Raw genomic sequence first — 13300 nt, 5'->3', positions numbered from 1 at the left:
AGGTAATTTAATGCAAAAGACACCTATGACCTGCAAACCAAAAAACAGTCAAGTTCTGACGGGGCTCGAAGGATTAGGAATGAACATGCAAATGTAGTTTTTTAGAGTGCCCAATCGGATGCGATGCGAGTCGCCTGCAGCAAAAGTTCGTAGCAAATTAGTAAGCCACACACCCCGTATGAGTATGATTTTTACGATGGAAATCGCCTCATGGCATTGCCCTTTTCAAAGCGATCCTGAACGGAACCATAATAGATGCGTATTTTGAGTAAAGAACAAACCAACCAAAAGCTGTGCACTTTGAAAACGGCGGCGGCTGACCTGTTTTCCTCTATCGGCTATCACGCAGTTAGCTTGAGAGACCTTGCAAAAGAGATAAATCTCAGCCCTGGCGCAATCTACAACCATATCGACAGCAAGCAGGATCTGCTATTTACACTGACTGATGAAAGCTTTAATCAACGGATTCATTTACTCACGCAAGAAATCTCGCACTCAGTAAATAACGGATCATCAGCGCTGGATGCCATCACTCAAGGATTTATCACTCATTCCTCGAATGGCAAGCTCGGCATAGCCCTTGCCATGCGGGAGTTATCCAGCTTTAACCCGTCACAACGTTCTGAAATTCAAAGGCTTATTAACATAGAAAATAGCATTATCGCGCAAAGTCTAGCGACGGAGTTTAATATTGATCTGTCGGCCGAGCCCCTGCTAACTGAGGCCGCTAGAACTCTTACAGAGTTAATGGATGGGTATTTTTTTGCTCAACAACTAAATGTTTCAAAAAACCCCACGTTTCTCTTTTCAGCTATCCGTGCCAGTGCAACAACACTACTGACCACTTTATTGAAAGAGAAAATCGCTTCCGCCATCACCAGCCATTAAGCGCCACTGTGGAAAAGATGCAGCAGTCCACGAAAGTGAAACATTTAAATCGATTTAAGTCTTACCTAATAAAACAGGCTTTTGAGCCATCCGTTAGGCCTCTTGAATCCGTTGTGTGAAATATGCCCAATGTGAAAGCGGCGTGGAAGTTTGTCCTTGGGTTCTCTAATTTGTCGCAACAAGCGACACCATTTCATGCCAAATCAAGCGCAAATCTGTTCACGCAAGACGTGAAGTCATGAATTCCACAAACGCCTTGATTTTAGGTAGGGGTTGACGGCTTGACGGCCACAAGATGCAAAAGGTGCGATGGTCTTTAACATATCGTTCGAGCACTGGTACCAGCCGCCCATCAGCAATGAGATTTTCCACGTAGAAATCTGGAAGACAGGCAATGCCGCATCCCGCTTCCGCCATGGAAAGCAACGGATCGATAGCGTTAGCTGCGGCTGTATTAGGCAAGTCGACATTGAGCATTTGTCCTCGGGATACCAGCGGCCAAGGATCCAGCTTTCCGGTAGAGGGATATCGATAGCGTAGGCAAGAATGACTGCTGAGGTCGCTTGGTCGGGATGGAGTACCACGCAAGGCAAGATATTCTGGCGACGCCACCAAACGATGGCTATAACCGTGGAGTTTTCGCATCACCAAGCGAGAGTCCACTAGCTCACCGATGCGCATTACCGCGTCAAAGCCCTCTTCAATGACGTTCACCAAACGGTCGCTGAACTCGAGCTCCAATTCTACTTCTGGATAGGTCTGCTGAAAGGCGATCAGGTGAGGCATTAGCCTGGTGCCAAGCTGCGGCAGTCCTAGCCGCAATTTTCCCTGCGGCTTGCCTGAAGCTTGAGTGAGTTCACTCTTGGCAACCTCGAACTCGGAAAAAATTCGATTACATCGCTCAAGGAACGACTCTCCTTCCGCGGTGAGTGTTATTGCGCGGGTAGATCGATGAAACAGCCTCACGCCTAACTCTTCTTCTAGACGCGCGACTGCTTTGCCAACCGCGGAGGATGAAACGCCCAGCCTTCTCCCCGCCTCCGTGAAACTGCGAGTTTCTGCGGCTCGGACGAAAGCGCCAAGTGCGCCGAAGTGATCCATATCCCAACCTCCTATTTAAGCATTTAATTCCGAAATGTTCGGAATTCTATCCTGTTTTTCATCTGATGGTTCCAGCTTATAGTCGGCGCCATCAGCACGTTTACACGGCCAAGCACAGATGCAACAAGCATCTCTCAAATCGAGACTAAGCCAAATGACAGTCATGCCCTCACCTCCCGCATTGCCTGATGAGCTCATAAGTCACCCAGGCTATGCCCGTGTGTTCCAACCAGGCCACCTCACCTTTGGCTTCATCGCACCATTGGAAAGCTACCCTGATAGTCCCGGGCCCACTCTCGAAGACCATGTCGAGATGGCACAGAAGGTCGATGACGCGGGATTCTCCTCAATATGGCTGCGTGATGTTCCTTTCTATGACCCAAACTTCGGGGACGTAGGTCAAATTCTGGATCCGCTTGTGTACGCCGGATATCTAGCTGCCGTAACAGGGAGAATTACGATAGGAACGGCCGGCATCGTTCTTCCATTACGTGATCCGCTGATTGTTGCAAAACAGGCCGTCAGCATTGATCAGTTGCTAGGAGGTCGATTTATTCTTGGGCTTGCAACGGGTGACCGCCCTATTGAGTACCCGGCATTCGGCATAGATTTTGATACTCGTGCCGATCGATTCCGCGATTCGCTGGCCGTCATTCGCGCTGCAACGGAACAGCGTTGGGCCATGCATTGCTCGCTGTTTCATGGCCAACTGAACGGTGCACTGGATTTAGTTCCCAAGCCGGTCGGGGCACGCTTACCTACAGTTGTGATCGGACACTCGGGGCAGTCACTGGAGTGGATCGCCGCCAACACTGACGGCATTCTTTCGTATACCGCAAACCCCGCATCAATTCCCCAGATCATTCAGCGCTGGCGCGCCGCGTGTGGCACCAACGGCTACAAGCCCTACGGCTACGGCACTCTATTCGAGCTGGAACGCGATCCCAATTTTCCCATCCAGCCAGGACGAGTTCTTCGTGCAGGACGGAACACACTGATTGAGCTTTGGAAGCGACAACAGGAAGAAGGTGTTGGACACGTCGCCTTGCACTTCAAACCACAGCGCCGGCATGCCTCTGAAGTAATCGATGAGTTGGCTGAATACGTTTTGCCTCACTTCCCGAGCTTGTCGTTACCCATCACTAAAACATTGGCCGAGACGCAACGATGAAACACCCACTTCACCACATGGACTTCATTTTTCAGACGGCTATCGGTACATACCCGCTTGCGGCTCAGTGCGAGATGCTCGTAGAAACCGGATACCAGGGTCTGACTATGTCCGCTTGGAGTAAAGATCTGAAATCAATTCCGCTTATCAAACCGAAGTGGGGCCTGGATGTCGGTGCGGTCTACCTGATCTACAGGGAAGGTCTGGAGTCGTTCGTAACGAACATCTTCGAAACGATTGAAGGTTGTACGACTATAGAGTTGGCGTTGCATTCTGGCGATGAAGTTACAGATCTAGACCGAAGAACGCTGGAGCGCTTGCTCCCCATTTGTGAGCGCCGTGGGCTGGAGATCGCCCTATATCCGCACGCTCGGTACGGTATGCAAACTACTTCGCAGGCAGTGGCTTTGTGCGAGGAATTCAAGCACTCGAGACTAAACATCGTTTTTAACGGCTACCACTGGTACGCCAATCAGGAAAAAGCTCTCGAACAACGTCTTGACGCCGTTTGGCCATGGCTCAAACAGGTCAACATCGCGGGCTCAAGGCGCTCGCCGCTGGGCTGGGGCGGCTTGGCAACTATTGAACCCCTGGACGAAGGCGAAATGGATAATTTCGTGTTGATGGGTTCGCTCGAGAGGCGCGGTTTCGATGGCCGGGTTGGCGTTCTTGGCTGGGAAAGCATGGGGGGAGATGTATACGGCAATCTACGTCGTTCGATGAACGCTTTCCGCTCGATGGAGCAACGATTGGCTGCTCACCCCGAATGGGCTGTTTTGACTGAGCTGCCCTACTAAACGCGGAACGTAATTACATGACACACGCCATTCATGCGCTTGATTCCTTCTTTTACTCGTCAATGGGTATCTACGCATTTCAAACACAATGTGAAATGTTGGCTGAGCTGGGTTATGACGGAATCACCGTCGCGGCCTGGGGCGGTACCCCTTACACCGACTTGACTTTGCTGCCCAGCGTCAAAGCCAACCACGGCCTCAAAGTAGAGGCGCTGTATCTGGTTCTTCATGAAGGGCGCAATGATGATCTTGTGCGCCGGATCATGGAGTCAGTGGAGGGCGTAGAACTCATCGAGCTCGCCATACAGACCTCTGTTAATGGCGTACCTGCGATTCTGCGAGTCATCGAATCTTTATTGCCGATCGCAGAACGCAGAGGTCTCAAAGTCGCCCTCTACCCGCATCTACACCATGTCACGCAGACCACCACGCAAGTCGTGCAGATTTGCGAGCTGTTCAATCATTCGTGCCTAGGTGCTTCGTTCAACGGGTATCACTGGTACGCCAGTCAGGAAGGGAAGCTGGAAGAAACGTTGCAAGCGATGAAGCCCTGGTTGATGCAGGTGGTTACATCTGGCAGTGCCCTGTCGCAATTAGGTTGGGGTGGAGTCGCGACTATGGAACCCGTTGACAAGGGGGAGCTGGACAACTTTGCACTCATCGCAGCGCTCAATCGTGTTGGATATAGCGGAAGCATTGGCGTGCTTGGATGGGATTACGGCGGAGACATCTACCTAAAACTGGAGCGCTGCTTGACGACGCTACGCGATATTGACCAACGCCTCGAACGGCATCCGACATGGGCTGACTTTCCGTTGAAATAGCCCCTGCCCTACCGAAAGAATTTACTCAGGAATTTCTCCATGACAGCGCTCTCTGTCCTCGATCTGATGATGGTCGGTGAAGGCAAAACATTCGCGGACACTCTCAATGATGCGGCAACCTTGGCGAAACATGTCGAGCAACACGGATACAAACGCTACTGGATCGCCGAACACCATGACTTGCCCGGCATTGCATCGTCTGCGACCACGCTGCTGATTCAACACTTGGCCGCGGCGACTAGCACACTGCGCGTCGGCGCTGGCGGCATCATGATGCCGAATCACTCACCACTGGTCGTGGCAGAGCACTTCGGCACCCTGGATACCTTGTTTCCCAACCGAATAGATTTGGGCATCGGACGAGCACCAGGATCTGCAGGGCCCGCCATTCGGGCGTTACGCGGTGACGCCTCTGAACGTGACTTCCAACGGGACATCGAGCAACTGACCGATTACCTAGCTGACAATGGGAATCAACCTGTACGAGCCATACCAGGTAATCACAGTCTTCCACTTTGGTTGCTTGGCTCCAGCCCGCACAGTGCTGACCTGGCGGCAAAGCTAGGCCTGCCCTACGCATTCGCCTCGCACTTTGCACCACGGTTTCTATTAGAGGCGGTGAATCACTACAGGGCAACTTTCCGCCCATCAGCAGTGCTGAAGGAGCCTTACGTCATTGCGGGCGCAAATGTGATCGCTGCACCTTCACGTGCCGAAGCTGAATACATCGCCAGTTCCCATCGTCAATGGGTTTGCAACCTTTACTCCGGAAGACCTGGGCCTCTGCCTGTTCCCGAAGAAGGCTTTGCAGAGAAGATGTCGCAGCGGGATCATCACACTTTGGCAGAGGCAATGGCCTGTTCTGCAGTGGGAGATAAGGATGACGTTGGCAGTTGGCTTCGGGAATTCATTTCAACCACAAAAGCAGATGAAGTGATCATCGATGCACGGATTTACGATCCGCAGGCACGGTGCCGCTCATATCAGATTGCTGCCGAGTCCATCGCAGATCTGCTTGATTGAAGCGCTGGGGGACGAGCCAACCTTCAACTCGACTTGCGCACCGTCCTCCAACTCACGCCCCTGCCAAGGAGATCGATTTATGTCAGTACGATCGGCCGTCTCGGCTGGCAAATCAGCGCTAAATACAATGGGGCTCGACTCATCCATACGCGCAGTGGCTCATCCTGTAAGACGCAATATCCTGGAATGGCTGAAAAGCCCTCAGCTGAATTTTCCAGATCAGGAATATGGTCAGGAGCTTGGGGTCTGCTTAGGACAAATAATTGAGCGCTGCGAACTGTCACCGTCGACGGTGTCCAAACATGTGGATCTGCTTCGTAGCTCCGGTTTGCTTGAGTCTCAAAAGGTAGGTAATGCTATTTTTGTCAGAAGAAGCGAAGCGGCAATACAACACTTCAAAATGCTCATGGCGGCTCAAATCAGTGTTCAATGACTGCCATCTACTGAGTTTAAAACCATCAGTTTTTTCGAAGATACTGTTCTAATTATTAACCAGCACCGCACCTCAAGCTCTGGAGAAATGCAGGAAAATTTAATACGTTAGTGCTGAGCATTTTATGAACTTGAAATCTTTCCAAGCAGTCGTTGCCCTATCAGGTGTTCACTCGGTCTTTGCTCTGGCTACGCCCCCAAGCAAACCGGTAATAACGCTAGCGGCAGCGCAATCTGCCATAGCGTCCGTTGTTCAGCCGTCTGATAAACGACATGCGCCTTACGTCATTAGCGTCGTCGACGATGGAGGAAACTTAATCTACCTGGAGCGCGCAGACGGCGCTCTCAGCGGCATGATTGAGGCCTCCATCATGAAGGCACGTTCTGCAGCGGGTTACGGAGTAACGACGAAAATACTTGAACAGCAGATTGCTCAAGGCCATCCAGGCTTTCAGAACCTTCCGGGCACACTGCCAATGGTAGGTGGAGTTCCTGTAAGAATTGACGGTGTTTTGGTCAGTGCTGTAGGTGTCGCAGGAGGTCAGTCTTCCGACGATGGTGCTATAGCGGAGAAAGCGGCAGCAGATCTAACAAGAGCCGATTAAATGCCGCAACATCTCTGGCCTTCGGTGAAATGATCGACGGCTACATCCGTACAGCCCTAAGTTCGATCGAGTTTTAGCAGCAAACATAAATGGCGTCTAGGAGAATGGCCTAGCGCCAGTTCCAAGCCTCCGCGATTCACTCGTTTAGCCAAGTCAGTTCTACTTCCTATTCTCTGCTCATCGCGGGTTGTGAAACCAGCGCATGCTGCAGATCCATATCTGCAAAGTCACGTCACCTGGTCGTCCCCTAGCTACGCAACGATCTAGATCCAGTGGATTAGAAACAAAACAGCGCGAGCTTAAAAACAAAATGCGCATTGTTGTAGGCCCTACTTGGCGCCTACGCTCCTTACCAGCAAATAACGCGTTCCGACTCCGCCGACGGCAGTCATATCGCTCTGCGAAGTTTTGACCCTGGCCTAGAACGAACGACCAGCCCGTCTCGCCAGCACGACACGGCGTGACACCTCTTAAGCCAGGAATGAATGACAAAACGGATCATGTGCGGCAACTCGTCGCGCTAAAATTAATATACTCCCTACCAGTATATGACTATACTCCCCCCCAGTACCAAGATATACCCCCCACCAGTACCCGTGTACACTTTCCCGTATCACGCCACTGGAGAGAAAAAATGCCTCATTCACCTGAAGAAAAGAAACGCGTTCTGGGACGCGTGCGACGAGTAAGAGGACAGCTGGACGCATTGGAAACTGCGCTGGAACAAGGGGCTGAATGCGGGCCCGTTTTGCAGCAAATTGCTGCGATGCGTGGCGCGGTAAATGGATTAATGGCGGGAGTATTGGAAGGTCATCTCAGGGAAGAGTTTTCGAATCTAGTAGATACCACCGAGGCACAGCGGTCTTCGATTGATGAGGTCATTGCGCTGGTACGCACATACCTAAAGTAACCCTAGTCGACACCGACGCCGTGCTGGTAGCCCCGGATCTTTTAAGTTCCATCCAACGGAGACAACCCTATGAAATCTCGTGCTGCAGTTGCATTCGAAGCAGGTAAACCGCTTCAAATCGTTGAGATCGACGTAGAGCCGCCTCGCGCAGGCGAAGTGCTGATTAAAATCACGGATACGGGCGTATGCCACACGGATGCCTTCACCCTTTCCGGTGATGATCCTGAAGGCCTGTTTCCTGTGGTGCTTGGCCACGAAGGTGCCGGCATTGTCATCGAAGTCGGCGAAGGTGTGACCAGCGTGAAGCCTGGCGATCACGTTATCCCGTTGTACACCGCAGAATGTGGAGAATGCTTGTTCTGCAAGTCCGGAAAAACCAACCTTTGTACCGCTGTCCGCGCTACTCAAGGTAAAGGTGTGATGCCAGATGGCACCACACGCTTCTCGTACAACGGACAGCCGCTGTATCACTACATGGGTTGCTCGACCTTCAGCGAGTACACCGTAGTTGCGGAAGTATCGGTCGCCAAGATCAATCCGGATGCCAACCCTGAGCACGTTTGCCTACTGGGCTGCGGCGTAACAACCGGTATCGGCGCGGTGCATAACACCGCCAAGGTTCAGCCGGGCGACACCGTGGCTGTATTCGGTCTGGGTGGCATCGGATTGGCCGCTATCCAAGGCGCGCGTCAAGCCAAAGCGGGTCGGATCATCGCCATCGACACCAACCCTGCAAAGTTTGAATTGGCTCGCCAGTTCGGCGCCACTGACTGCGTCAATCCAAAGGATCATGAGCAGCCAATTCAACAAGTCATCATTGAAATGACCGGCTGGGGCGTCGATCACTCTTTCGAGTGCATCGGTAACGTTCACGTGATGCGTGCCGCGCTCGAGTGTGCCCATCGCGGCTGGGGTCAATCGATCGTCATCGGTGTTGCCGGTGCTGGCCAGGAAATTTCTACCCGCCCTTTCCAGTTGGTCACTGGCCGCACTTGGAAAGGCTCCGCCTTCGGCGGCGTCAAAGGTCGTAGCCAACTGCCTAAGATGGTTGAGGACTCAATGAAAGGTGAGATCGAGCTGGCACCTTTCGTTACCCACACCATGCCGCTCGAGCGAATCAACGAAGCATTCGACCTGATGCACGAAGGCAAATCGATTCGCACTGTTATCAAATACTGACCGGCTGCCCAGGGCGAAAGCCCTGGAGAGCTGTTCGTATCCTCCAAGCAGCCTCGGAGTTACATCGTGAGCGAAATGACAACGAAACTAGCTAGGCGCGCCATTGCTCAGGAAAGCATCGAAACGTCAGGCTGATTCGTGAGCCTACAGATTGCTTTGTCTTCAACAATGAATGCAGCCAGTGACGCTGGGTCTCGCCACGCATCACGATAACCTGACCATGCTCCAATGTGAGCTCACGGAGCTCCCCGGTCGTCTTATGCTTGAGCGCAAACTTACGTGCAGCCCCGAGACTGAGAGATGCAATGACGTCATTTGGCTCGGAAGCTTCAACGTCAGCGTGCCATCCTATTCCTTGAGATCCATTATGGTAGAGGTTGAGCAAACAAGAGTTGTAACGCTGACCGGTAAGTTCCTCCATTCTGCGTTTCAACTGCAGCAAACTGCTTCCTTGCCAGCGAATTGCTTGGCGCTCTATTCCTGAATGGACGTATCGAAACGGCCTGTCAGCATACCAAGCAACCTCCCGAGCCGTCCTGACCAACTCACCATTCAATAAAGCCGAGTCAGGCTGCCAGGCAGCAGCCATCATTAACTCGTTGAAATGGCTATCGGCCTCATCGACGGCCATTACTCGACCGTAATCATTGAGTACTCCGTCCTTTGGAAGCATGTTCAGAAGATGCGCCTGGTCGCTGAACAGGTCAGTATTTGGTGAGAACCACATTTGATGTATCCGCCCGAGAAGAACAACTTGACTTCAGTTTTAACTAATATGCAGAGGAGACCATTTTAAGCGCTGTGGAAGCATTCCCGCCAATACGTCATCCTTATCGAACAAATGATTTTTGAGCGCAATCAACATATGTCCACCTCCCAACGCACCACAAGCCCAAGCCGTTCAGGTGTGAACATTTTTGCGAGGTGGTTGAGCTCGGGGTTTGGATCAACCAGCGGAGCCAACATGAAGATGCCCGCCACGAGTATTGGCTTGTCCGCCACCGTGCTCCAATACCATCCTGAAATCGGGAGCATGAGCAACGCAATGCCGTTAAGCAGAAGGTGACCTACTACAGCCCCACGCTTCATGAGAAGACTCATGCTTTCCGGTAACGCGGGTGGATTGTGAGCAAATCGCCAGGCGTTCCGAGCTACGATGAGAAAAAACAGGGTATTCGCGGCCGCCCAACCCTCGCCAATTGGCAGGCTCCACTGATAGGGGTTAATAACGGCTACTGACCAACGGCGTGTAGCTGCCATCGGAAGTTGCGCCTGAGCCTGTTTAGCGTCACTGTCACTAATCATTTGAATCAATCATGGCAGGCTGGGGAACGCGCTCAGGGCATGACAGGTCGAGCCGGGCTCAAGCCCGAATAGCCTAGTCTCACCTACTATTTGAGGCCAACCCCAGGCCAAACGGCTCAAGCAACTGAAAAATTGCATCTGCGGTCTTGCGCACCACCGTGTCGTTGCGACGGTCAGGGTGCATGGCGATCCAAATATCGAGATTGAGCATGGGAAGATTATTCTCGAGCTTTATCAACCGATCGTCACGATCACCAATAAAGCACGGAAGGCCTGCAACGCCGATTCCAGTGCACGCCGCTTCGTATTGGTGACTCAAATCAGTGACCTCGCAGGCAACCCGCTTCGAACCTATTATTTCGTATAGCCAACGCTTATGCGCAAAGTCGCCTTGCCGCTCGGTATAGCCTACAAATTCCCATCTTTCCTCATCCAGCGCATATGGATAGTCATTCTTCGCATAAAGCGAAAACTGCATCAGGCCGACCTTTTTGACAATATCCGTATCTTCAATAGGTGGCGAAAGACGCAACGCTAAGTCTGCCTCCATACGCGACAGGGATGCGAAGTGTGGTTCACTGAGAATTGAAAGCTGCACCATTGGAGACATTGTGGTCAGCGTAACCAAGTTTGGGGTTAGAAAGTGCCTAGCTAGAATGGGAGGCGCAGTGATCGTCACCTTCGACCTCACAGCAGCTTTGGACGATGAGCACTTGCGCTCTATGGCGAAAGCCTTTGCTTCAATGTCCAAAACGTCCTGCAATATCTGCTGGCCTATAGCAGTTAGGCGCGACTCACGCGTGAGTCGATCAACCAAACGTACATTTAGTTGAGCCTCCAACGCGGCCAGGCGACGGCTTACCGTGGCTTGATTGACATTAAGCGCACGAGCGGCCCCCGTGAGACTGCCTGTCGTTGCAACAGATAAAAAGAATCGCAGATCTTCCCAGTCCATAGCCATGCATTTATGCATTGAATGTATGCTAATTTTAATATTTACGCATGACTTGTCAACCGTTATCGTTTAGTCATCGATATAACACTGCGACCCCGAATTATGTCCAACAATGTGCCCAGAACTAAATCCTTAGCCGCGATCCAGACCGCGGCTTGCCTAGGTTTTCTAGTCGTTCAACTCGATGTCAGCGTTGTCAATGTCGGCTTAGGTGCTTTAAAAACCGCATTTGATACAAACCTGACCGGTCTGCAATGGGTCATCAATAGCTATGCACTAGCGTTCTCGGCACTGCTGATTCTGGGGGGCGCGTGGGGGGACAGATTCGGCGCCAAAACGGTGTTTGCATCGGGATTTGCGCTGTTTACCATTGCGTCCATAGGCTGCGGTTTTTCAAACAGCATGAGCATGCTTATCGGAATGCGCATTGTTCAAGGTGTGGGCGCTGCCCTTCTGGTGCCCACCTCCCTGACGTTGATAAGACTGTCGTTTGACGATCCTGCAAAACGGAGATCAGCTGTCGCAATGTGGGGGGCTTGTGGAGGTATCGCTTTAGCTGCGGGGCCAGTCATGGGCGGCTTGCTAATCGAGTCACTCGGTTGGCGGAGTGTTTTTCTACTCAATGTCCCAATCGGCATTCTCGCCATCGGTCTGATCATACATTACGCCCCGGCCTCTCCTCGTATCGACAAGAAAGTCGATATACCAGGGCTGATCAGTATAGGTATTTGCCTGGCCTTGTTGACATACGCCCTAACCGAATCAAGTTCCAAAGGCTGGGTGACTGACACCGTCTCGACCATGGCAATTGCCGTATTTTGTGCAATAGCGTTCGTATTGATTGAGCGCCGGGTGAAGAACCCCATGATCCCAAGTCGATTGGCACAAAACAAAACTTTGGCGACCACTGCATTGGCCGGCGCCGCCATCAACCTCACCTTCTACGGCACGGTATTCGTCTTTAGCATCTACTTCCAGTCGTTCCTGCATTACGACGCATTTAGAACCGGTCTGGCATTCATACCGCTCACTGCGGTGCTGACGATCTCTACCATGATCTCGTCTAGGATTGCCAAGCACGTCAGTGCACAACGTATTATCACTATCGGTTTTTTGATTCAGGCAGTTGGCTTTCTCGCATTGGCTCGTGTCACACCCGAGACGTCGCTCTGGTACCTGAATATCGCCTTGATGGTAGTAGGTATCGGTAGTGCGTCGTCAGTGCCCTCGATCACCAACTCTATGCTGTCGTCGGTTTCTTCGAATGACGCCGGCATGGCGTCGGGACTGATGGCATCAGCCAGACAATTGGGAGGCGTGATTGGTGTTGCTGTGTTTGGGGCCATGATTACCAGCACCGAACCTGTTACTTTTTCCCAAGGGTTATCGACGGCAATGATCGTCTCGGCAGTAATTTTGGTGTTCTGCATCGCGGTGAACCATTGGGTAAGCCGCACTTCCCAACTGCCAGTCAGCACCTAATTCCGATGAACCTTTCAACCATCAACTTGAGTTTACAGCGCAGCCTTTTGGCCAACCCAACCGGTGCAAACGAAAAAATCAGATTTAAGGTCGATAGCTATTATCCCGATGTTACAAATTTGCCCAATGGAGTGCGGGAAAATTTCGAGAAGCACCAACGAAGGACTCCTTCGGTTCACAGTCTAAGGAAATTCTTCCCGTTAAAAGACCCGACCAATGCAATATACAGTGATCTAACCATTTTAATTATCACAAAGAGACGATGACTACTCACAGCTGCACATGAAAATTTGGCGTACGGCCGGGAGCAGCGTATGTCCAGTGCTGAGTTTGTAGACGTTCATCATGATTAGTGAACGGCTAATCGCAAAAATTTTGTATGAGCAAACGCTGTCGAAGAGGCCACGGGCATTCTCTAGAAGTTTGATATATCCAAGCCCGCGCACAGCAACTTCAGTACGGCATGCTTTTCAAACTCTCTCAGCGCCCTCTCTTCAGGTTAAAGCATTGCGCCGCGATTGACTAATATCGATATTTTTACCATATATCCTGACTTAGGATCACGTATTGATACATAAGAGTATTGGAGCAAACTGGGCTATGATATTAACCGCTTAGATGGTCGCTT

Annotated in this window: 14 protein-coding genes; 10 read left to right on the top strand and 4 right to left on the bottom strand. The window is 51.6% G+C overall.

The genetic code is table 11. From position 1 onward, the window contains the following. Positions 1-255 precede the first annotated feature (255 nt). Complete coding sequence (locus tag AD668_RS16070) at positions 256-888, top strand: TetR/AcrR family transcriptional regulator (RefSeq protein WP_053160482.1); 633 nt, start codon at positions 256-258, stop codon at positions 886-888. Between the two features lie 219 nt (positions 889-1107). Here the strand turns inward: AD668_RS16070 and AD668_RS16065 are convergent, their stop codons facing one another. Then, positions 1108-1989: a LysR family transcriptional regulator gene (locus AD668_RS16065; RefSeq protein ID WP_053160480.1), complete on the bottom strand. Its 882-nt coding sequence runs from the start codon at positions 1987-1989 to the stop codon at positions 1108-1110. A 154-nt stretch (positions 1990-2143) separates the two neighbouring features. On the opposite strand from AD668_RS16065, the gene AD668_RS16060 reads away from it, so the two are divergent. The 8 genes from AD668_RS16060 to AD668_RS16025 all read left to right on the top strand — a co-directional run bounded on the left by AD668_RS16060 (position 2144) and on the right by AD668_RS16025 (position 8930). Then, a complete protein-coding gene (locus tag AD668_RS16060) occupies positions 2144-3160 on the top strand; it encodes an LLM class oxidoreductase (RefSeq protein WP_256220681.1) in 1017 nt (338 codons plus the stop codon). Beyond that, complete coding sequence (locus AD668_RS16055) at positions 3157-3957, top strand: TIM barrel protein (protein WP_053160479.1); 801 nt, start codon at positions 3157-3159, stop codon at positions 3955-3957. The genes AD668_RS16060 and AD668_RS16055 overlap by 4 nt, the downstream gene beginning before the upstream one ends. Positions 3958-3974: 17 nt before the next feature. Further along, positions 3975-4781 (top strand): sugar phosphate isomerase/epimerase, encoded by an 807-nt coding sequence (locus AD668_RS16050; RefSeq protein ID WP_053160476.1) that lies wholly within the window; start codon positions 3975-3977, stop codon positions 4779-4781. A gap of 39 nt (positions 4782-4820) precedes the next feature. Continuing rightward, positions 4821-5804: an LLM class flavin-dependent oxidoreductase gene (locus AD668_RS16045; protein ID WP_053160474.1), complete on the top strand. Its 984-nt coding sequence runs from the start codon at positions 4821-4823 to the stop codon at positions 5802-5804. Positions 5805-5883: 79 nt separating this feature from the next. Next, on the top strand, positions 5884-6237 hold the full coding sequence (locus AD668_RS16040) for a helix-turn-helix transcriptional regulator (RefSeq protein ID WP_053160472.1): 354 nt from the start codon (positions 5884-5886) through the stop codon (positions 6235-6237). A 124-nt stretch (positions 6238-6361) separates the two neighbouring features. Further along, positions 6362-6841, top strand: a complete 480-nt coding sequence (locus tag AD668_RS16035) for a heme-binding protein (protein ID WP_053160471.1) — start codon at positions 6362-6364, stop codon at positions 6839-6841. 634 nt (positions 6842-7475) lie between these two features. After that, entirely contained in the window at positions 7476-7751 is a 276-nt protein-coding gene (gene frmR / locus AD668_RS16030) for a formaldehyde-responsive transcriptional repressor FrmR (RefSeq protein ID WP_053160469.1), read from the top strand. Positions 7752-7820: 69 nt separating this feature from the next. Further along, positions 7821-8930: an S-(hydroxymethyl)glutathione dehydrogenase/class III alcohol dehydrogenase gene (locus AD668_RS16025; RefSeq protein ID WP_053160467.1), complete on the top strand. Its 1110-nt coding sequence runs from the start codon at positions 7821-7823 to the stop codon at positions 8928-8930. 91 nt (positions 8931-9021) lie between these two features. On the opposite strand, the gene AD668_RS16020 is transcribed toward AD668_RS16025, so the two are convergent. From AD668_RS16020 to AD668_RS16010, 3 genes are all read right to left on the bottom strand, one after another. Then, positions 9022-9657 (bottom strand): alpha-ketoglutarate-dependent dioxygenase AlkB, encoded by a 636-nt coding sequence (locus AD668_RS16020; RefSeq protein ID WP_053160465.1) that lies wholly within the window; start codon positions 9655-9657, stop codon positions 9022-9024. A 131-nt stretch (positions 9658-9788) separates the two neighbouring features. Further along, entirely contained in the window at positions 9789-10235 is a 447-nt protein-coding gene (locus AD668_RS29990; protein WP_053160463.1) for a hypothetical protein, read from the bottom strand. 79 nt (positions 10236-10314) lie between these two features. Continuing rightward, complete coding sequence (locus tag AD668_RS16010; protein ID WP_256220680.1) at positions 10315-11196, bottom strand: LysR family transcriptional regulator; 882 nt, start codon at positions 11194-11196, stop codon at positions 10315-10317. A 96-nt stretch (positions 11197-11292) separates the two neighbouring features. Here AD668_RS16010 and AD668_RS16005 point away from each other — a divergent pair, with 96 nt between their 5' ends. After that, a complete protein-coding gene (locus AD668_RS16005; protein ID WP_172681830.1) occupies positions 11293-12672 on the top strand; it encodes an MFS transporter in 1380 nt (459 codons plus the stop codon). Positions 12673-13300: the final 628 nt, after the last annotated feature.

Origin of the sequence: Pseudomonas sp. P1.8, assembly GCF_001269805.1 — a bacterium.
Lineage (GTDB): Bacteria > Pseudomonadota > Gammaproteobacteria > Pseudomonadales > Pseudomonadaceae > Aquipseudomonas.
Note: the sequence above shows the minus strand (reverse complement) of the source record. Positions and strands in the feature narration are given on the sequence as shown.

Bases quoted from the DNA above. Each gene is read 5' to 3' on its own strand.
- AD668_RS16070 (WP_053160482.1), top strand. From the start codon at position 256: ATGCGTATTTTGAGTAAAGAACAAACCAACCAAAAGCTGTGCACTTTG.
- AD668_RS16065 (WP_053160480.1), bottom strand. From the start codon at position 1,989: ATGGATCACTTCGGCGCACTTGGCGCTTTCGTCCGAGCCGCAGAAACT.
- AD668_RS16060 (WP_256220681.1), top strand. From the start codon at position 2,144: ATGACAGTCATGCCCTCACCTCCCGCATTGCCTGATGAGCTCATAAGT.
- AD668_RS16055 (WP_053160479.1), top strand. From the start codon at position 3,157: ATGAAACACCCACTTCACCACATGGACTTCATTTTTCAGACGGCTATC.
- AD668_RS16050 (WP_053160476.1), top strand. From the start codon at position 3,975: ATGACACACGCCATTCATGCGCTTGATTCCTTCTTTTACTCGTCAATG.
- AD668_RS16045 (WP_053160474.1), top strand. From the start codon at position 4,821: ATGACAGCGCTCTCTGTCCTCGATCTGATGATGGTCGGTGAAGGCAAA.
- AD668_RS16040 (WP_053160472.1), top strand. From the start codon at position 5,884: ATGTCAGTACGATCGGCCGTCTCGGCTGGCAAATCAGCGCTAAATACA.
- AD668_RS16035 (WP_053160471.1), top strand. From the start codon at position 6,362: ATGAACTTGAAATCTTTCCAAGCAGTCGTTGCCCTATCAGGTGTTCAC.
- frmR (WP_053160469.1), top strand. From the start codon at position 7,476: ATGCCTCATTCACCTGAAGAAAAGAAACGCGTTCTGGGACGCGTGCGA.
- AD668_RS16025 (WP_053160467.1), top strand. From the start codon at position 7,821: ATGAAATCTCGTGCTGCAGTTGCATTCGAAGCAGGTAAACCGCTTCAA.
- AD668_RS16020 (WP_053160465.1), bottom strand. From the start codon at position 9,657: ATGTGGTTCTCACCAAATACTGACCTGTTCAGCGACCAGGCGCATCTT.
- AD668_RS29990 (WP_053160463.1), bottom strand. From the start codon at position 10,235: ATGATTAGTGACAGTGACGCTAAACAGGCTCAGGCGCAACTTCCGATG.
- AD668_RS16010 (WP_256220680.1), bottom strand. From the start codon at position 11,196: ATGGCTATGGACTGGGAAGATCTGCGATTCTTTTTATCTGTTGCAACG.
- AD668_RS16005 (WP_172681830.1), top strand. From the start codon at position 11,293: ATGTCCAACAATGTGCCCAGAACTAAATCCTTAGCCGCGATCCAGACC.